Source organism: Dysgonomonas sp. 25, assembly GCF_010501075.1.
In the GTDB taxonomy this organism is placed as follows: domain Bacteria; phylum Bacteroidota; class Bacteroidia; order Bacteroidales; family Dysgonomonadaceae; genus Dysgonomonas.
On the sequence record NZ_QVMN01000001.1, the window covers coordinates 709,030 to 728,271 of the forward strand.

The 19,242-nt window shown below is 36.6% G+C and carries 17 protein-coding genes; 5 read left to right on the forward strand and 12 right to left on the reverse strand.

Translation table 11 applies throughout. The annotated features are described in order from the left end of the window. Window positions 1-361: 361 nt before the first annotated feature. Window positions 362-1,021, reverse strand: a complete 660-nt coding sequence (locus D0T66_RS03120) for a helix-turn-helix domain-containing protein (protein WP_163355463.1) — start codon at window positions 1,019-1,021, stop codon at window positions 362-364. A gap of 135 nt (window positions 1,022-1,156) precedes the next feature. On the opposite strand from D0T66_RS03120, the gene D0T66_RS03125 reads away from it, so the two are divergent. From D0T66_RS03125 to D0T66_RS03140, 4 genes are all read left to right on the forward strand, one after another. Beyond that, entirely contained in the window at window positions 1,157-1,396 is a 240-nt protein-coding gene (locus D0T66_RS03125) for a hypothetical protein (protein WP_163355465.1), read from the forward strand. Between the two features lie 624 nt (window positions 1,397-2,020). Next, complete coding sequence (locus tag D0T66_RS03130) at window positions 2,021-2,296, forward strand: DUF3408 domain-containing protein (protein ID WP_163355466.1); 276 nt, start codon at window positions 2,021-2,023, stop codon at window positions 2,294-2,296. A 261-nt stretch (window positions 2,297-2,557) separates the two neighbouring features. Beyond that, window positions 2,558-2,875, forward strand: a complete 318-nt coding sequence (locus D0T66_RS03135) for a hypothetical protein (RefSeq protein WP_163355468.1) — start codon at window positions 2,558-2,560, stop codon at window positions 2,873-2,875. Next, window positions 2,872-3,957, forward strand: a complete 1,086-nt coding sequence (locus tag D0T66_RS03140) for a relaxase/mobilization nuclease domain-containing protein (protein ID WP_163355470.1) — start codon at window positions 2,872-2,874, stop codon at window positions 3,955-3,957. Before D0T66_RS03135 ends, D0T66_RS03140 begins: the two co-directional genes overlap by 4 nt. Before the next feature lie 359 nt (window positions 3,958-4,316). On the opposite strand, the gene D0T66_RS03145 is transcribed toward D0T66_RS03140, so the two are convergent. From D0T66_RS03145 to D0T66_RS03190, 10 genes are all read right to left on the reverse strand, one after another. Next, window positions 4,317-6,107 (reverse strand): hypothetical protein, encoded by a 1,791-nt coding sequence (locus D0T66_RS03145; RefSeq protein ID WP_163355472.1) that lies wholly within the window; start codon window positions 6,105-6,107, stop codon window positions 4,317-4,319. Window positions 6,108-6,386: 279 nt separating this feature from the next. After that, entirely contained in the window at window positions 6,387-7,145 is a 759-nt protein-coding gene (locus D0T66_RS03150; protein WP_163355473.1) for a hypothetical protein, read from the reverse strand. Between the two features lie 6 nt (window positions 7,146-7,151). Further along, the gene (locus tag D0T66_RS03155) at window positions 7,152-8,240 is read right to left on the reverse strand and encodes a hypothetical protein (RefSeq protein WP_163355475.1); all 1,089 of its coding nucleotides are present in this window, start codon (window positions 8,238-8,240) and stop codon (window positions 7,152-7,154) included. Between the two features lies 1 nt (window position 8,241). Next, the gene (locus D0T66_RS03160) at window positions 8,242-9,081 is read right to left on the reverse strand and encodes a DUF4280 domain-containing protein (protein ID WP_163355476.1); all 840 of its coding nucleotides are present in this window, start codon (window positions 9,079-9,081) and stop codon (window positions 8,242-8,244) included. A gap of 10 nt (window positions 9,082-9,091) precedes the next feature. Continuing rightward, window positions 9,092-9,889: a hypothetical protein gene (locus D0T66_RS03165; RefSeq protein WP_163355478.1), complete on the reverse strand. Its 798-nt coding sequence runs from the start codon at window positions 9,887-9,889 to the stop codon at window positions 9,092-9,094. Window positions 9,890-9,901: 12 nt separating this feature from the next. Further along, window positions 9,902-11,566, reverse strand: a complete 1,665-nt coding sequence (locus D0T66_RS03170; protein WP_163355480.1) for a hypothetical protein — start codon at window positions 11,564-11,566, stop codon at window positions 9,902-9,904. Window positions 11,567-11,571: 5 nt separating this feature from the next. Continuing rightward, window positions 11,572-12,102, reverse strand: a complete 531-nt coding sequence (locus D0T66_RS03175) for a hypothetical protein (RefSeq protein ID WP_163355482.1) — start codon at window positions 12,100-12,102, stop codon at window positions 11,572-11,574. A gap of 133 nt (window positions 12,103-12,235) precedes the next feature. Continuing rightward, window positions 12,236-14,077 carry a type VI secretion system Vgr family protein gene (locus D0T66_RS03180; RefSeq protein ID WP_163355483.1) on the reverse strand — a complete coding sequence of 614 codons (1,842 nt, stop codon included), beginning with the start codon at window positions 14,075-14,077 and terminating at the stop codon, window positions 12,236-12,238. A 40-nt stretch (window positions 14,078-14,117) separates the two neighbouring features. Next, entirely contained in the window at window positions 14,118-15,074 is a 957-nt protein-coding gene (locus tag D0T66_RS03185; RefSeq protein WP_163355484.1) for a type VI secretion system baseplate subunit TssG, read from the reverse strand. Window positions 15,075-15,078: 4 nt separating this feature from the next. Next, window positions 15,079-16,890 (reverse strand): type VI secretion system baseplate subunit TssF, encoded by a 1,812-nt coding sequence (locus tag D0T66_RS03190; RefSeq protein ID WP_163355485.1) that lies wholly within the window; start codon window positions 16,888-16,890, stop codon window positions 15,079-15,081. Between the two features lie 461 nt (window positions 16,891-17,351). Here D0T66_RS03190 and D0T66_RS03195 point away from each other — a divergent pair, with 461 nt between their 5' ends. Then, a complete protein-coding gene (locus D0T66_RS03195; RefSeq protein WP_163355486.1) occupies window positions 17,352-18,110 on the forward strand; it encodes a TetR/AcrR family transcriptional regulator in 759 nt (252 codons plus the stop codon). 160 nt (window positions 18,111-18,270) lie between these two features. Here the strand turns inward: D0T66_RS03195 and D0T66_RS03200 are convergent. Beyond that, window positions 18,271-19,242, reverse strand: a 972-nt coding sequence (locus tag D0T66_RS03200; protein ID WP_221412168.1) for a site-specific integrase, incomplete at its 5' end; no start/stop codon positions are given.

Consider the following 19,242-nt stretch of genomic DNA (forward strand, 5'->3'; position numbering starts at 1 on the left):
GTATTATTATGGTATTATTTGTTAGCATAGTATAAAAGCTCAATGGGTTCTTTTTATTATACCGACCTCTCTGCTTTGAAGAGAGATGTACTTTTCATATTTCTGTCATAGTATTCCTTTTTCACCCTTCCATCTTAGCCAAACAATTATTTATTAAGAGTATCATACACAGCCCTCTCCATAAACACTATCATTTAACTTTCCTGCAGTAAATTTAACTAGATTTCACATATTCACAATGATTATTCTTTATGTTATCTAACATAAAAAGAAGAAAATACCTTAGGGAGAGGGATACCAGAGGGGGGGCAGTAAGGATTATCAAAGGTTGAGTAATTCTTTATTTTCTTATTGTTTTTTCTTATTGATTCTTTCCGATAATACTTTTGGATTCGTAATATTTTATCCGGTCTTTCAGGTCTTGTATTTCCTGTTTTAATGTGTTGGTCATTTTTACATGGTACCTGTCTATGAAGGTGGTGAGTTTATAGAGTTCTTCTTGTAGCTGCATTTTCTTAATACTGCTATAGTAAGTACTAGTAAAGTCGTATTCGTCTTTGGTCATTAATAATTTGGTGAGGTCTATCGGTGTTGTTTCTTCTGTAACTTCTATTTTGGATTCTTGTAGGGAGGAAAGATATTCGATATCTTTTTCTTCAGGGGTGTATTGTTTCTCGAGTATATCGAAATAGGTTTCGAATTTCTTCTGGTCTTTATTCCATTCAAGTTTTATCATGCCGAATCCGTGTATGGAGTAGGCAATAACTTTCTTAATCAGCCCATTGAATTCTTGTTTGCTTATTCTGATTGAATCGGAATCTTCATTTACCTGTGAGTCAAAGAAGTATATGGGGTCTATGTTAAAGTATTCCGAGATAGTAATAAGGGTTTCTATCTTGGTGGAGTTGGTTTTTATGATTTTATGCAGGCTCTGCTCGGTCATCCCGAGTTCTGATGCGGCTTTCTTAAGGGTTAGGTTTCTGCTTTTACAGAGTTTTTTGATACGATTTAGGTGAATCATAGGAAAAAGCGAGCGTTTTTAACATTATACTTTTTGTTTAGTAATTATTTATTGGTATAATTTTATAGCGTAAATGTAAATATAATATTTAGGTTTTACAGGTTTTCTATTTATTAATTTAAATTATTTATGCTTATGGTAAAGGTTATTGTTACGAGCGAGGAGGCTATTGAGGAGATTATCGAAAGGGTAATGGACAGGAGGTTGCCTTCGGAGTCTGTAATTGAGAAGACGTACAGTATTAATCAGGTTGCCAAGATGTTGAAGAGGTCTCATAAGAAGGTTTCGGATTTGGTAGCCGGAGGGATATTGAGGGCTACTGTTGATAACAGGGTTTACGAGAGTTCGATTAGGGAGTATAATCAAAAAAAGTAAATATGTTTTGTATAACAAATGCCTGATGCTATGAATGCCTTTTTCATCCACCACATGAAGAAATCGTTTAATGGTTATAACGTCACTGATTTGTCAGTGGCGTTTACTTCCTACTCTATCATTCAAATAATATGATATTGTATTTATTTTTTTGTTCCATAAATATGTATTTAAATATTTATAGAAATAGATATAATATCCAATTATTGGATGGTTGGAGTATTGGATTATCCACTTATCGGATTAATGGACTATCCAGCTATCGGATAACATATATAAATATATATCCAAAGATTTATATGAATAAAAATGGTATTCAATTATTGGATGGTTGGAGTATTGGATTATCCACTTATCGGATTAATGGACTATCCAACTATCGGATAGCATATATAAATATATACCCAAAGATTTATATGAATAAAGATGGTATCCAATTATTGGATGATTGGAGTGTTGGATTATCCAGTTATCAGATTAATGGACTATCCGACTATCGAATAACATATATAAATATATCAGGGAATATTATAACTATAATCCAGATATAGAATATAAAAAAGAAAAAATATGTACATAATTAACTGCACAACAGAAGTATTAATAATTTAAGAATGAATTTATATGACAAAAATAACTATCCCTACACCTATATCGATTGAGGAATATAAAGAGTTATTCTGCCAGCAAGTGGAAGGCAGAAACCGTTATCCTGTGTATGTAAGCAGAAAAACGCATGTACGTTTAAAGAAGGCTGCAAATAACCTGATGATGCAACATATGAATATGTCTGCCTTGGTTGAGAATATACTGGTTCATCATCTTAGTCTCTATGAGAAGCTCATACAGCAGATTGCTTCGGATGAGTTCGACAGGGTTTTCGGGGTAAAGGATGAGTAGCGGAAGCTCATGGGAAAGCATGCCGATTGTTCGTTTACGGGTTTTGTACCCGGGTACCTTGAGGGATTGGTCGTCTATTATTGCAAGACGTCAGTTTGTGGCCACAAACTGAAAATAATCACTCCGTTCTTACTTTTTCCGTCTTGTTTTGGGGTGGTTAATTATAGTTGGTTGGGCAATGGGGGTGTCTGGTTTTTATGTTTATTAGTTGTGACTATATGGAGTTATAATGAGTTTATTTAATCTGAAAAAGTTATTTGTATGTCATCGGTGAATAAGGATAAGGTTATCAAATTCAGGTGTACTCCTTTCGAGCAGGTGTTGATTAAGCATAAGGCTCGTCACGCGGGGGTAAAGGTATCGGAGTATTGCCGTAATCAGGTGATAAAGGGAAAGGTTATTTCGCGTCCCCGGTTATCTGATGAAGAGAAAGAATTCTTTAGGGCTTTGGTCAGTCATAATATGAATTTCTCTCGTATTGCCAATTTGATTCGCAGTAAGAGTCCGGAGCTTTGGATGGTAATTGTTGAGCATGTAAAGGCGATGAAGGTATTGTATAATAAGTTCTTTCCATCATGATTGCTAAAGGGAAAGCGATTGCTCATGGTGGGAATGCTATTGGTTATGCGTTGAAGGAGCATAAGAGGGGTGACTTCTTTACGTCTAATTTGGTGGAGGGGACTGATGCCGAAAGTATTCTGAAGGAGTTTGAAATGGTACAGCAATATAACAGCCGTTGCAAAAATAAGTTTCTACGCTTTGAGATTGGTATTGCTCCCGAGGATGAAAGGAAGTTGTCCAAGAGGGATTTGGGGAGTATATGCAGGCGGTTTTCGAAGCGGATGGGGTTATCGGATACGCAATGGATAGCTTGTACGCATAAGGATACGGATAATTTGCATATTCATCTTATTGCTAATCGTATGGATATAAATGGGAATGTGTATAATACGGATTTTATAAGTAATAAAGCATCGAAGGTAGCAGAGGCGATTGCCAGGGAGATGGGATTGGTTATAGCGAATGATGTATTTAAGCAAAGGCTATTAAGGGAAAAGGAGCAAAAGGATGGAGAGTTTAAGAAAGTAGAAAAATGTGGAGAAGGGTATCGAAAACAATATGAAAAGCCATATACAGATTTTGAACGGAAGTCGGTAAAGGTGAGATTGCAGGATATTGCTTATGGTGAGTTAAGAAAGGGGCATCGGAATATTAATTCGTTGTATGTTGCTCTGATAAAACAGGGGATAACACCGGAGTTTGCGAAGAATAAGCAGGGAAAGGTTTATGGGTTGCGGTTTTATTTTGATGGTTATGTGTTTAAGGCTTCGGAGGTGGGCAAGGAGTTTGGTTTGCGTTCGTTATATAATCATTTCGGGTTAAGGCTTCAGGGACAGAGTGCTCTTCCTGCGCATTTGCTTATTGGAAGTGAAATCGATAAGCAGAATACTGCATCGAATACGCCACAATATCAACAAAAAATAGCATTCAATAGTCACCAAAAAGATATTATTGAGTCAATGCTGGATGGTGCGCAGGGAGCAACGGTTAATCGTCATAATGATGATTACGAAGAAACGGCTTTTAAGGAACGGATGGAGTTTGAGGAGAGGAAAAGGCAAAGTAAGGGGAAGAGAAAACGGAGAGGGAGAGGATTATAGCTTCCTGCATTCCGGATAAGGGGGAGGTTCATTTTCACGGGAAGTCTTCGCGCTATGTCCCCTTGGCGAAGGTATAGCTGCATTCTCACTGGTCAAATTCAGGTCTAATAGATTTATCCGTAAATCTCCACCCTCGCTAACGCATCGGGTCGTATTGACGGATAAAAATTTGACGTTTCGAATGCTTTTATATAAGGGCCAAGGGGCATAGCAGGCGAAGAACTTCCGACGCAAAAGACTCGAATCGACCTGCCCTTTCCTGTCATTACTGAGTTTTCCTCCGGGGGCAAAAGCGGCTCGCCCTTCTTCTGCAATAAGGATAGTTGTTTGGGCTAAAAGAGGCTTCTTTTGTTAATTCTTCATTTATATGAAGAGCCTATCTGGATTGTATAATCATAATCGTGTGGAGAACGCAGCTTCATCCGCATTAACAAGTCACGCAATATTCCTCTTTTGTATAAAAGGTCAGGATAGCGGTCTGATGGGAATAATTTTACTTCTATGGTCTTTATTATTCCTTCTTTTGGACGGGGGCTAACCTTGGAGGTTAATTCAATTTCAACTTTCTCGATTAATTTGCCGAGTTCTGTTTCACAAAAACTAATGATATTAAAATTGGTTATCAAGCGGTCATTAGATGCAAGTAAATATTTATTTATAGCCAGTAAGTCTTCTAAATCGGAAAACTCTTTTCCTCCACAAACCGGTGTCAGATTTATAGCATCGCTTAATCCGGTTTGCGTTTCTAGTTGGGGGATATATTTGACTCCGGCTGGAATGTCATTAGCTAATTCTCCAAGAGTAGTTTCATAAATAATATTTACCGAGTCTGCTTTCTTCATCGGATGTACCAGCATCCTGTCGATTTCTATTTTTTGATTGTTCTGGTCATTACTATCCAGCTTATCTCCAACTCCTGTTTCCACAGAGGTTATAGAATTGACTGTTTCAAATATTTTGTCTGTGTCTATCTTAGGAAATGCTGTCTTTTCATTATCTATTAAGTCTGTGAGTTGTTCCAGATAGTCGGCTATGTCCAAGCTTTGAATATATATATTATTTACAGGTTCGATATGATAAGAACCTTCCGGATCGTCATTTTCCGGATCATAAGGTGAATATTTATTCTTATTGGAATCAATAACGGAAGTTAACCCCAAAAGTTTTTCAGACCTTTCCGCATAAAGGGCAACTGTGTCTTTTAAGTATTCTTTGTTTACTTTTTGATTGTTTGTTGTTTTATTGTATGCAGGAAAAGTATTTAATGCAACAACGACTCCGGTCAAGTCTTCGGGTTGAATATAAAAATGAAATTTAACCTGTATCCAATATTTAGGAACCATATCAGAAATCTCGTCCGGCTCGAAAAGTTTAATGAGTTCGGAGGGGAGTGGCTCTGCATAAAGGGATTCTACAAAAAGATTCTCATCAATAGTCAGATAATTCTTTTCATAAAAAGCAAGGATATTCGATTCTATTGTATTATCGTAGATATTAAAGCTTGTAGGAAAGCCTTGTGTTAGTTTTACCGGTTTGCCTTCTATAATTAAATCCGTGTAATGTATCACTTCGTAATAATCATGTATTTCGGATAGGTGGGGAAAGTCAATATAGATGGACAAGCCTTTCAGGTTTTCTATATTTTTATCAATAGATAAACCGAGCCATATAGAATTTGTATAGCTTTTTTTGGGGCTTCTACATTTAATCTGCTTATTTCCGGCATTGTCTATCATATATAGATTTGTGGAATTAAATACATAATCCACTTTGATATTGAATAGTTTTGTGTCTGTAACAGGATGAAAGATAATATTCTCAATTTCTTTTTCTTTCAGATAATCCGGTTTGTCGTTTAAATAGAACGGTATCTGATGACCGAGTATGTATTGAGGAATTGTTGTCTTTATTTGAAAGATTCCATGTGCCGGACGTATCGACAAATATTCCGGCGGGGTAAGCTTTGCCGCAAGTTTTTCAAGTAGGGTTAGTTCGATATTATTTATACTATTCTGCATCCGGTAGAGTTCCTCGGTTAATTCTTCGACCAATAAGCGAACTAGAAAATCTGCTCTTTCTATCTTTTTTGTACCCCAGATCAGTTCGGCGTAACTCAATATTTGTTTGCGGATGGTTTCTTTGCTTAGCATATAGTAAAATTAGAAAATTCGGTTTCTCTCATAGTGCTTAATAACACCTATGACTATTACAGTTTCACAAATTATACAGCCTACTCTATTAAAGGTGCTTTTATCAAAAACAATAATAAAAAAGGTATAATCAGGTTATAATATCTCATACTATTTCCATTTTTTCAGGTTGCATTTTTTTGAATATGTTTCAAGAAATTCATCATATGTACATTTTGCACTCTAATAAAGATAGACCTATTTTTGTCTCTGAATAAAAGGATAAACGCATTATCCGTTTTACTTAGAAGTTTCTATCAAAGGTAGTAATGGAGGAATATAATCTTTAAATTTTAAGATTTCCATATTGTATCTTGATTTGAAGAAATTTCGTAATCTCAAATTACGATCAGGACAATACTCTCCTAAATACAACATACCGGAACATAAAAATGAAGTAGCCATACGTAATTGATGTTCATTGTCATCAAAATAAAGCCCTATATAGTTGATGGCATTATGATGATAAAATAAAAGTATTATATTAGGTAACGTAATTTCTTCTTTATGTGCAAATGAAGTAGTCTGTAAAACAATGTCATTAATAGAATCTTTATATTGATTTATATTAAATACAGAAGGGTTATTCCTCTCTATTGAAGAGTAATATATGGAATAGTTTCCAACAAAATCATAGTTGTAAATATTGTCAGCAAATTCTAACATTTCTTCTTTCGTCATTTTTGATAATATAGGGTATCTGTTAGTTTTATCAAAATCACAATACACATTGTCATGCGTATCTCTGCATGAATCTGGGATAGCAACAAGTATACTATCTGCATTATACGGATAAGATTGAAGAATGACAGAATCAGGAATATTATATAGTCTTTTACAAATTAATGAATCACTATATTGGTCTAAAATGATCTGCCTATTTCGGTATTTAAATTGCACTTCATGCAGTGTATCCAAATCAAAAAAGATGCTTTGAGCCAAAGAATCGCTGAATACTAACAGCCCTGTTAAAACAAGCAAAATATATTTTGTTTTCATATATAATTATTTCTTTGTTACTATTTTGCACCACTCTTTATAGTGAATCTCCCCCCATAATTCAATTGCTTTTGTTTTATATTTTTTCGAATAATAAAACAAAATATCCTCAATTTGATTATTTGTGTATGTTCCAGAAGTTATTAATTCAAAAGATTTTTTATTTTGTTGATAATTATTTAATATTAAATCTTTTCCTGTACTCGTCACATTTATACTTCCATCACTTGATATTTGACACTTTACCCATCCTGATGTATTATTGAAATTTGGAGTAAGAGGAATTCTGAAAAAACCACCAATATTATCCAATCCTGAATATGCATTATACATCTTTTTTTTGGTCTTTGCGTCTATTTTTTGTTTCTTGGTTTTCGGATCAATTACTGGATCATTGGGATTATCTCTTTGGGCTTTCAGTTCTATATAAGATTTATTAGTGTTAGCATAAAGTGTAATATTCTTACCCTTGACAAATGAACCCAACAACTTTATAGATTCCTCCTTTTCGCCTTCATTACATGCGATAGATATATAATTCCCATTATCCGAAATAGAGTTTAATAAATAAGAGATATAAGTGTAAATTATAACTTGTCGCTTCATTTCTTCTAACTGTTCCAGTTGAGTATCTGGAATTGGAGAATCTTCTCTTGGCCCCCATCTTTCATCAATTGTGTGACATAATTTATCAATATACTCTGCTGGAGATAATCCAGCCTCTTCACTGTTAAATGCAATATTGACACCAGCTTCAGACAAAGGCTCTATCAATATATTAAGGGCTCTACTCATATGATCGTGTAAAAAAAACAATTTAGGATCAGATGCTCCTTCATGGCAATATCTGCGTCCATGATGCACTAAATAAATATTATCTATTGATGGATATTTATTAATAACATTTTCTATTTTTGTTATATTACTTATACATTCTAATTTCCAGCTAGAATCTTTCATTACATCTAAAGCTTGTTGATAAAAGCGATTATCAAAAAATATCATCAAATTGATAACATCTGATTCTGTTTCCAACTCGCTCTTAAACTCCCTTTTGGAGCTTGGACTGATAACACTTGCTACTAAAGTTGCCATATTACATATTATTTTGTGTGACAGTTTCGTCCTTATTGTCTTTATTAAATTTGATATTGTCATATTTGGGAGCAAGAATAGCGACACCATTTTCATCGATTTCTCCTTCCAATATCAAAGTTTCTTCTCCTGTGAAAAATTTTTCCCCATCCTTATATTCCAGCTTTATTTGCAATGTTTTTTCAGTAAAGTCTCGCGTTGTAACTTTCAAAAAAGCCTTTCCTTTTTCAAGATCAACCTTCTTTATTTTTTTACCCCCATTATCTATCCATTGCATACTAACAATATCCGGTCTCTTATTCATGATAGGCTCCACTTCAGAAAGCGATGTTTTTTGTCCGCAGTCAGTAATCGTCAAATCTTGATTGCTAACCATACACGGGATCTTTGATTTCATCAATAGCGCATTATCATTATTAACCATTGTGTTTGAATAATCTTTCCATTGGCTCAGGCTGATAACAGCTTTACATGGGGGAGGTGGAGCTAATGGCTTTTGTTGTGACGGATGATTACATACTCCATCAAATGCAAAATTTATTTTTCCATCACTATCTCCAACCGTAGCCCAAGGCTGATCTTGCATAGTTATATCTGTTGAAGTTACAATCAAATCTGCTATTGGTGAAGAGCAAAACTGACATTCGACTTTACCACCCATAATGACAAACTTTATCGGATCATTTACGTCTTTCCATTTATCCTCTTTCTTTTGTTTGTCTTCATCTGAAGTAGGTTTCTGCTCCTCTTTTTTCAATTCTTTTTCTGCCTGTTTTTCCTCTTTTGTCTTAATTCCGAATATCTCACAAAAGAAATTCTTCACGGATGAAAATAGTCCCATAAGTGTATTATTAATTATAGCGAAGTAAATTGAACTTCCATTGATTAATTATATTATCCCTCTCAAATGTGATGTTTACTTTCACATCCGTTGGGAATGTATCGTCTTCTTGGATATTCATATATCCATCATATTCATGAATAGTAGTAATACTATCAGTAAGGGTATTCCCTGTAATCTTATATAATTTTTTTCCATCGTTTGTCTGGATATAGGAAATTATTTCTTCAAATTTTTCATTTTCATAGTCAGAGAATTCAATATTCCGTTGATGATTCCAATTTTCATTATGAACTTTTGGAATACAAGGAAAAATTAATCCAAAATAAAAATATTGTGACAAAGATCTATATATTCCTTCCGGAGTCTCAAACTGCTTATCAATTTCAGATAAGGCATGTTCAACAACGCTACCCTTATAATCTTTTAGTATAGCAGCCTTCAATCGAGGCCAACGTTCTTGTAGTTCTTTTATGTTTTCAACAGATAGTGTTAAATTTTTATCTTTTATCTTGGCCTGCATCCAATCATACCGATAATTAATCCTCCGAATAAACTCTTGCGCTTTCGACAATCGGGAAGAAGCTTTCATGAAAAAATCAACTGTCTCTATTTCATAAATTGAAGAGATCGAAGAAGGAGAATAGAAATTCATCCTGAACTCTTCGTTATAAACCGTTGCATTACGCCCAGTTTCGCGCAAAAAACGAATATTCAACAAACGCTCAAAAGAACAATGATCTACATGATCCCCTCTTGTATTTCTCAACTCCGAGCGTAACAGAAACAATTTATCCTTTACTTCCATATCTTTCTTTATTTACCCTTTTCTTTTATTAAAAGCATCAATAAGAACTCTTAAAGACCGATTGGTTTTATCTTTATGTAATTCTTCTTTAAGAGTCATTTCTATTTTTTTTGACATTTCATCCAATATATCAGGTGTGCCATTTTTCATCTGCTCTTCAATTTGTTTCATTTTTTGCTCCTCTATTCTTGTTCTCATCTGTTCTATTAGACTATTAAAATACTCTTCCGAATCGTTTGGTAACCCTAAAGCTGCGATTTCCGCAGCCAAAGCATCATTTTCCAACTTTGTAAGCCGATCTATATAATCCCATAATATCCGCCATTGCCACTGCCATGTAGCGATACGAGGCACAGCTGGTCTGGCATTATGCGAATAGTCCATAATATTATCGGTCAAAGTTCCTTTATAGGTATATGGCGAAGAATTTGCAAACGAATGCTTCAATCCCGCTGCATGCAATATTTCATGAACCAAGGTCTCTTGGGTAGTATAAGTCGTACCAAACATCAATACTGCCCCTCCGGCATTACTCTCTATCTGGGATGTATGTTTTCCGCTACTGTCATACAGATTGATAGTATGAGATGGATCGAAGTGCGAGGTAGAGCCCGGACTAAACCCATTGCTCGTTTTACAATCCGCACCAAGAAAAACAACTATGATGTGGTCTTTATATTTCTTCAATATTTTTTGATCAGACAGGTATTTATACAAACTGTAGGAGCTGAATATAAGCCCTTTCAAGGAACCCTCTTGTGTAAAAACACCACCAGAGTAGTTTTTAAGAAGGGTAGAACGCAATGGATGAGTATCTTCCATAAAGTAATTTACAGGTGTAGTATTGTAATCCAATTCTATCATCGCCTGTTTCAAGATACGCTTGGCATAGTTAATATGATCTTCATTTCTTGTTCCATCTATTAATTCTCCAGCCTGATCGTTAAATGACATTCTCACAAACAGTACTTTCAGCTTCCGTTTTCTATAGTTGGGTAATATCCTCACCATCCCGCATATATGTTTTTCTTCTTCGCCCGTGGTAGCGTTTGCGTACACTGCTTCGAACAAGATATACTGTTCATCCATCGTATCCTGATTGCACTTAACAGTCAGGGGGTGATTCGAGTTGTTATCGAATCCGGTTAGCTGTGAGGTAGAAAGGGAAAAGATAATGCCCGGTTCGCCGGATGTGGATATATCTATTCTATCGGGAGCCGTGCGGGTGGTATCCATTTCTACAATCAGGTTCAAAGACGCAGTACTTCCCTTTTGCAATGTCATAACGGGGATATAATACCGAAACCGTGCTTCTTTGTTCAATCGGTCTTGGTCATTATCTCCATGCGTAGACTCCCATTTCCAGACAATACGTTTATCTTCCGGGAAATAGGTCTGAGTCAGATTTTGAAACAAAGGGGCTTGTGCGTCAAAAGGCCCGGAAGTCGAGTTCTCGTTCGTCTGGTTCCTGTAACGTCCCACATTCTTATGATAAGGTACGTCGCCTTTAATGCCGGAATCATTTATGCGAATCCAATCGAAACCAAATTCTTTACCTTCCCAAGCACTGTCGGGACGTACATGAACGACACATTGTCCTAATGTCAAGAACGAGTTTAAGACCGGAATATCTTCCTGTCTGTCATACGTGATTCCGTCTCCTAATATATCGCACATAATATTTATCCTCCGACTAATTTCTGTTCCTTCTTAGACTTTATCTTTCCCGAATTGGCATCGATCTGGTATTCCATGCCCTGATAGTAGTTCCGGGGATTGTAAGGCAGGAAAATCACAACCCATCGGTTTTTCTTTTCCTCATACCATATTCGTAGCATATCCCTGTCTGCACCGGTGCGGGTGTTGAGCCAACCCTCTTTTTCCATAAGCAGCATCACTTTGTTGTAATCGAATTTCTTAGGTAAATTTTCTTCTCTATCCCAGCTTCTTACCTCATTGCCGTTTTCGTCAAATTCTTTCCAGATACCGATGGGCATACGGCCCAGTTGCAGCCCTTCCTTTTTAAGGACACCGCTTAAATAATACTCCCGGTAAATCCGGTACAGCTTATTCGGAGGCATCTCGTACTCTAAATAAACATTTGCACCACTTTTTACCTGTTGTACTTTTGTACTATCTTCTTTTGTGAATTTCAGAAGCTCACTTATATTATTTTTTTCAAAATACTCTATATCGAATTTTCTATCTGCCATAATACTATATGTTGAATCTATTACCGAAAATGAAGGCTTGCTCTTTTGTGCATACAAACTATTGATCACGATAATGACCAATAATATAAACAACCCTCCATTCCGTAAAATATATTTATTTTTCATTCGCTTCCTATCCTTTAGTTATCCTTGCATCACTAGTACCCTGTACTAAAGCCTTTCCTGCACTCTTGAGTATCATATCACCACTTTCAGCCAGAAGTTTAACTTGACCAGTAGTGACCTCGTACTTATTCCCGATTTTAGTTGTAGAATTAGTTGCGATTTCCTCTTTCAATTCATTCGCCGTTGTTTCTTTTGTAGCACCGATAGTCGTAGTTTGGTTATTGCCTATTTCAGAAATAACATCCTGTCCGATATTTGCTTCGAGGTTTTCATTAATATTCATAACCATATTCTTCGCATTAAAGGTTATCGTTTCCAATGCCGTGATCTCAATATTTTTACCTTTTGCATCGATGTGAATCAAATCGCCTATATTATCTTTCAGGGTTATGCCCAATGCACCGGGATCATCGTTGAACTCAAGAGCCAGGTTCATCCGGCTTATAATGCTCTTGATATAATTTTCAACACCTGCGTTAAATGCATTGTTACCATGAAACATACTGCCACAAACAAAAGGTTTATTCGGATTACCCATTTCAAAGTCTACCATTACCTGATCATCTTTTTCGGGAATAAAGACCATACCACGTCCTTTTTCCACTTTATCGCTTGATCCGGCATGCGATGACATAACCCTTAGCCAGTATGTATTTCTGTTTTGTGTAAATGGAAAATCGACTTGTATACGCCCTTGTCCTTCAGGATCGGCATTATCCCTTACCTTTGCCAGCATCGGGCCTGCCACCGGAACCGGTATTTCAGGCATCGGCATTACTTCCAGTTTTGCGGGTACAGCTTCAAATTCATTGCTGTACTCATGCATCTCATTAATCCTATGAATGGATTTAATAACACGGTATGTACCGAGTTCGCTACGTGTAGATATGTTGTCATTTATTTTTAGGGTAATGAGGCGTCCAATGGTAGTTTTATAACTGTCGGATGTTCCTCTTACACATATTGTAGCGGCGGCTGTGCGTGTCTTGTCTCTTTTAACGAGCTCATCCAGTTCTGCCTGACCATTTACATTTATATCCAAAGGTGTTTTCGGGGGACATTTTTCCGTCAGGTCTACGCTTCTCTTCGATGCCGTATCTATATATTGATTCGAATTCTCAATACCTGATGAAGCTTGCTTTTCCAGTGTCGTATCCTTACTTGCCTGATAGTCATACCGGCTAAAGGTATTAGGCAAAAGACGTGAGTAAAACTCAAATGAAGTGATCTCCGCATTATAATACAGTTCTTCTGCTTCCCAGTCCTCATATTCCCCGAATAATAAGTTTGATCCGCTAAAGAACAGGTTTTCGCCGTAATGCCATGCAAGGCGTTGTAAAAACCGCCAGTCACTCTCATTGTATTGCATCAGAAAACCGGCTTGCCCGGTAAAAGTCGGCTTGCCTGCCGGTTTGATATACATATCATGGACACGGGAAAGGACTTGCTTAAAGATTTGTGCAGGTGTCATATCCGAATAGATTTCTATCCGTTTACCCTGTTCGAGCATAATGGTCGGGCTGGCTCCTTTCAGCAATATATAGCCATGCCGCCCTTTGTGCGCTGTGGGTGCTGCTTCTGTTATAATACCTTTAAATACATAGGCATTACCGATGTCTTCCCCATATTGTAAGTCAATGGATACTGTTTTGCCTATCAACTCAAAAATATCTGCGGGTGAAGACATGAACGAGTCCTGCATTACACCATAGTCCAGGCATAACTCAAAATAATGATGGTCGCCATAGGTTTGTTCTATGGTAAGATGGACGAAGTTTACTTTTTCTCTTGCCACATGTACGATTGCATTGGTCATGAGGCGTTCTTCTGTTCGGTTGTTTGTTGCCATTTATCGTGAGTTTTTATTTTATGTTAGTTTTTAGAATTAGTTACAGGACTGTGTTAATACCGAGGTAAGCTGTATGCGTCGGGGATGATAAACGGAATTTACAATGCTCTTTCGATGTCAGGTACTTGATTTCACGCTGGTAGTTGAAAGGCAAAATCAGCTTCAGTAATTCTTTTAACAATAGATCATTGTGGAAAGAGCTACAGAAAAGCCGTGCTTGTTCCGGGTGCATCGGGCCGATAGTGATACGGATATCACGGGAGCCATCGGTGAAGTGGTCTCCTCCTAATACAGAATTAATTCCCAGTTTACTTTTCCCCAGTTTAGGAATTTTCTTTTTATCAACAGGTATTTTTGAGACTTTTCCCGGTTCGACTTTGAAAGGTATGTCGAAAATCACACTCAGGATTTCTCCCATATAATCAAAATCGGTGGGTATACGGTATAGTTCGGGGATAATCTTAATAAAGAATGCGGATTGTTTTAAATCCATCAGCTTGAAAACATGCCAGTAATGTGTAAACGTTTTTTTCAGGTTATCATGGAAGTTTACCTTGTCAAATTTCTTTTCATAAAGTTGGGCGTCTACTAATATCCGGTCAATAGCCATTTCAAAGGGTTGAAAAAACCTTCGGGCGATAATTTCTTCCAGCCTTTGATCTTTTATCTCCTCTATTATCTCTTCATGATACCTCTTTTTTCTTGTATCGTGCGATTGGTGGAATATTCCTTCAGGCAGATTGTCATAAATTCCCTGACGTGTAGTATAAATACACAGGCATTCCATCAGGTCTTCTGACAGATATGCATAATTTATCTTATATATATCTTTTGAAACATCGCGGGTATTGCTTTTACCCCGGAATATCAGTATTTTGTCTTTATCCTGTCCGGCTTCTATCACTCCGGAAGCTATCACTTCTGCCCGATAGTCTGTACTAAGACTGTTTATCACGGAATATTTGCCTTTTGTATGTAGTTTGTCTTTTATGCTCATAGGGTTACTTCTTTGGTCGATTGTCCTCTTTGTTAGCGAAAACCCTGTATTTAAAGGTCGCCGGTGAATTTTCTTTTAGTCCTTTCCAGATATGGGATTCTATTTTAGGATAAAATGATTTGTCGGTTAGTTCCCGAAGCTCTACATATACATCGGTTGTCCGCAGGAAACCTTCTTCGGGTGGTTCGCATTTCATATAACCTGAACGAACTGTAGCATTTTTCACAATATCTTTAAATTGTTGAAGGCAATATTCTACTATATCATTACTTGTTACCAGCAAGATATGGGAAGCAAGTGAGCTGTGATATATTTTATTGTTTGAAGCGGATAAGGGATATGAATTTCCTCCTGTCGTTGCTGTCAGTAACCGGATTGTAGAAGGGATTAGTTCTGTCAGTAAAGGACACTCCAAAAATGTATTTATTGGGATATTATTAGCTGCTTCATTGTGGGTAGCCCAGTATTTCGCAAAAATAATCTCGTCATCCTGTAATTGGTCGAGCAAAAGATAAGTTCCGGCTGAACGTTTGTCTGTGTAATCCCTTATCAATCGTCTTAAATATGCCGAGAGTAGTTGTATCTGCTTTTGAGTCCCTCTCAATGTATCATCCCCATCGGTTCGGTTTGTATAAAAGGCTATCCGGCTTTCCATCCGGTTAGCCAGATCTGCTAAGGATTTTTTTGCGTCACGGGCATCATAGCGTTCAATACCACCTTTGCGAAGGGAGTATGTCCTGTATTCTAGTTCCTCTGTACTACTAAATGGCAGATCATAGTATTCCCTTCCTTGTGAATCACTTATACTGTGTATAGATATAAATGTTTCATTATTATCGGTTGTTAGTGGAACAATTGCTGAAAGCTCGTTGACATAGGTCGTAATCTCATGCAGTTGCTTATTTAGAACCGGAAAAGCATTTATACTGATTCTCATTTGCTCCAATACAGCTTTATCGAAAAAAGGAGGGAATTTTATTTCAAACCATATTAACTCCCGTTTGAATTCGTCCGTCACTGATTCCGGATAATATTGTTTTAGTTGTTCAGGAAATGGCTGTTTGTTGCTGTCCGCAAATATCTCGCCGGAAATAGTCAGGAAATGATGCCGGTAATAAGATGTAATCCGGGCATTCATTCGGGACGAGGGCTCGATATTGGCCATCGAAAACAATTTCACATACCGGTTTTTAAATTCCTGCGGTACAGAATATATGCCCTGTTCCATATTTACAGGATTGTCATTCAATATCCATAAGGTATAGGGTAACAGATTCAGGTATTTTTCCTTGTTACCGGTTGATGGGAAGTCGATATAGAAAGAAAGATTTTCAAGATTATTTATAGCCGGTGATATTTCCAATCCTATCCAACATGTGTTGCTATACATCGATTCGACTTCCCTTGAGCGCGAAACGGCCTCACGGGAAAAGTCTGTGTCTATTTCATATAAAATGCCGTTGTTAATCTGGTAACAGACTCTTCCTTCCCTTACCAAGGTATTGCAGGCCGGATGGAATGTTAATTTATCAAGCTCTTTCTTAGGATGGTTACAGACAAATTCAGTTTCTAAGGTGAGCAGGCAATCATTTTCCAATGGTGTGGCATGCAGTATGGCATGTGCCGCAGAGGTGGAGCCGGTAGTGTCGGTAACCAGAACATCGGAGAGTTTATCAATGATGCGTGATTCTATATTATTTATCTCCCGTGCTGATTTATATACTTCCTCTGCCAGGGATTGAATAAATAAGAGGATAACGGGGTCAAGTTGGTCGATGCTTTTAAAATTTAACAGCTTTACCGCTAATTTTTGCATCCTCCTCAATATCCTTTGTTTCGTGTATTGGGCATTTGTATCCATGTATTGTGTCTCCAATTTTGTAAGCATGAACTGCTTAAATCGCACAGTTCTTCCTAAACCGAAAAAGAACCGGCAATTTTAAATCATTTAAGTATGGAAATCCGGTTTACTTCCTCCCCCCTTTGAGAGGTGTGATATAACTTTACAGCCTGCTGTATCGGGTCATTTATACAAATAACAGTTCGGGTCGCTTGCCGTTTAGTTAGTATCGTAAGTTTTATGTTAATCCTTTATTTATTATCTTTCACTGCTGAAAAAATAAAGAATTGTTAGAAACAGATCGTTTATCTGTTAAAGATTAATTGTTGTATTGCAAATATAAACAAAAATTAATATGAAATAAATAAAAATTTGTTATTATTTCGCAATCGATTGGTTGATTTGACATTACAATGTTTAAAATTGGGGTATATTTTATGAAGCAAAGAAAAATTGGAATTCTTCGAAGGACAAATTATGAATTGGATAAAACGATTCTGGATTCTACAAAAGCATTGATAGAAGAGTGTGGGGTTGCCAAACTTACCTTTACCGCAATAACCGCTAAAGCCAACGTTGCTCCGATGGTTGTTTATAACAGATTTGGTGATTTGGAAGGGGTATTGGATAAACTTGTGGAAAAGGATATAGAATGGTTTACGGATATATTGGATGATGCAGCTAAAAGTAGAAAGAAATTAACAAGTAAAGCATATCTGAAAAGAGTACTGAAGGCTTTTATCATGAAATTATATAAAGACAAATACCTTAGGCAGATTATTGCTTGGGAACTTTCTGAGAATAACAACACAATAACAAGAAGCTTGGCAGTCCGGGAGTTTATGTACCGCCATATTATCAGCGAATATATGCTCGAATTAAAAGATAAAAAAGGTATTGATGTTAATTTGGTTTTGGCTTTTTTGTTTGGTGGTATATATTATATTATGCTGATAAAGGATAAGCACGCATATTGGGGGATCGACTTCAATCTACAGAATAGCAAAAAAGATTTACATGATTTGGTGGATAAAATATGTGACCTTATTTTCTCTTATAATACATCTGAAAAAGATGTGATAGAAATGAACACTAAAATGAAGATTGCTACTAATATGAAAAAGGAAGGGTTAACTTCTGAAATGATAGCTAAAATTACCGGATTGGAGATCGAACTGATTCAAGGGTTGCAATAGAGTTCAAATATAATTTATCTATTTAAACAGACTTCGATATTTAATGTAATATTTCAATGTTTTCCTTTTAGTGCCACACTTAAATGGACTACAATAGGTCTGAGACTTTAGAATACTAGAGGCTGCCTCATTTGAAAAAGACAGCCTCAAATGATCAAAATCATACGATCCATTTATCTTTCATTTCCCGAACAATGTCTTCATCATGCAGATGGGTATAGATATCTTTGATATCATTGCCTTCAGCATGTCCCATTATGCGCTCGGCTATTCCGTCATGGATGCCTCTTCTTGCGGCTATGGTGCGGAAGGTGTGGCGGGCACGATGGAAAGTCATCGTCTTGTTGATATGCTGGTCTTTCATGATTTCTTTGAGGTAGCGGTTAGTTGGTTGATTGGTTAGCGGTGAGAATATCTTTTGGAAAGATTCTTTATCTTTATGTTCTTCTCCTTTTTTCGTTTTTATTGTGACTTCTCTTTCTAACAGTTGTTCTACTGTTTTGGATATTATAGGTATTTTATACATAACGTTTGTCTTTTTGCGTTCGTTGCATAGGAGGTAGTGGGTTGTAATGGTTGTTTCTTCTTTTTGATTTTCGTCTGATTTTGATTTTATCGTGACAGGTTTTAAGTCGCCGTAGGTTACATTGTCGAATTCAGCATAGGAAAGGGAGGTGTAGCAACTAAAGAGGAATTCTCTTAATACTTCTTTCTTACCTCCTGTGTATGTGTTGTTATCATAGGCGTGTTGGAGTTTTTGGAGTTCTTCTTCGGTCAGTATATCGTTATTCTGGGCTTTGGTGATTTTCTTGATTTCAAATTTGTCATAGGGGTTTTTCGCTATTTTTTCTTTGTCCACAGCTAAGCCTATCAAAAATTTAAAGTTGGCGTGTTTTTTATAGATGGTGGAGAGTTGGTTGCCTGTTTTGATTTCGTAGTCATGGAAGCGTTGGATATAGTCGAGGGTTATTTCCTGAAAGGTCAGGATGGGTTTCCATTCTTTCATTTTGTTGATAAGGTTCCGGTAGTTGTCTATGGTTCCTTTGGTACGCGCGGATTTAATGAGTTCTATTTCGTTTTGGATAAAGGTGTAGAAGTCGGTATTGCCGTAGTGTTTGTCTTTCATTTGATG

Bases quoted from the DNA above. Each gene is read 5' to 3' on its own strand.
- D0T66_RS03165 (WP_163355478.1), bottom strand. From the start codon at position 9,889: ATGGAAGTAAAGGATAAATTGTTTCTGTTACGCTCGGAGTTGAGAAAT.
- D0T66_RS03120 (WP_163355463.1), bottom strand. From the start codon at position 1,021: ATGATTCACCTAAATCGTATCAAAAAACTCTGTAAAAGCAGAAACCTA.
- D0T66_RS03130 (WP_163355466.1), top strand. From the start codon at position 2,021: ATGACAAAAATAACTATCCCTACACCTATATCGATTGAGGAATATAAA.
- D0T66_RS03170 (WP_163355480.1), bottom strand. From the start codon at position 11,566: ATGTGCGATATATTAGGAGACGGAATCACGTATGACAGACAGGAAGAT.
- D0T66_RS03160 (WP_163355476.1), bottom strand. From the start codon at position 9,081: ATGGGACTATTTTCATCCGTGAAGAATTTCTTTTGTGAGATATTCGGA.
- D0T66_RS03195 (WP_163355486.1), top strand. From the start codon at position 17,352: ATGAAGCAAAGAAAAATTGGAATTCTTCGAAGGACAAATTATGAATTG.
- D0T66_RS03180 (WP_163355483.1), bottom strand. From the start codon at position 14,077: ATGGCAACAAACAACCGAACAGAAGAACGCCTCATGACCAATGCAATC.
- D0T66_RS03190 (WP_163355485.1), bottom strand. From the start codon at position 16,890: ATGCAAAAATTAGCGGTAAAGCTGTTAAATTTTAAAAGCATCGACCAA.
- D0T66_RS03125 (WP_163355465.1), top strand. From the start codon at position 1,157: ATGGTAAAGGTTATTGTTACGAGCGAGGAGGCTATTGAGGAGATTATC.
- D0T66_RS03155 (WP_163355475.1), bottom strand. From the start codon at position 8,240: ATGGCAACTTTAGTAGCAAGTGTTATCAGTCCAAGCTCCAAAAGGGAG.
- D0T66_RS03140 (WP_163355470.1), top strand. From the start codon at position 2,872: ATGATTGCTAAAGGGAAAGCGATTGCTCATGGTGGGAATGCTATTGGT.
- D0T66_RS03185 (WP_163355484.1), bottom strand. From the start codon at position 15,074: ATGAGCATAAAAGACAAACTACATACAAAAGGCAAATATTCCGTGATA.
- D0T66_RS03150 (WP_163355473.1), bottom strand. From the start codon at position 7,145: ATGAAAACAAAATATATTTTGCTTGTTTTAACAGGGCTGTTAGTATTC.
- D0T66_RS03175 (WP_163355482.1), bottom strand. From the start codon at position 12,102: ATGGCAGATAGAAAATTCGATATAGAGTATTTTGAAAAAAATAATATA.
- D0T66_RS03145 (WP_163355472.1), bottom strand. From the start codon at position 6,107: ATGCTAAGCAAAGAAACCATCCGCAAACAAATATTGAGTTACGCCGAA.
- D0T66_RS03135 (WP_163355468.1), top strand. From the start codon at position 2,558: ATGTCATCGGTGAATAAGGATAAGGTTATCAAATTCAGGTGTACTCCT.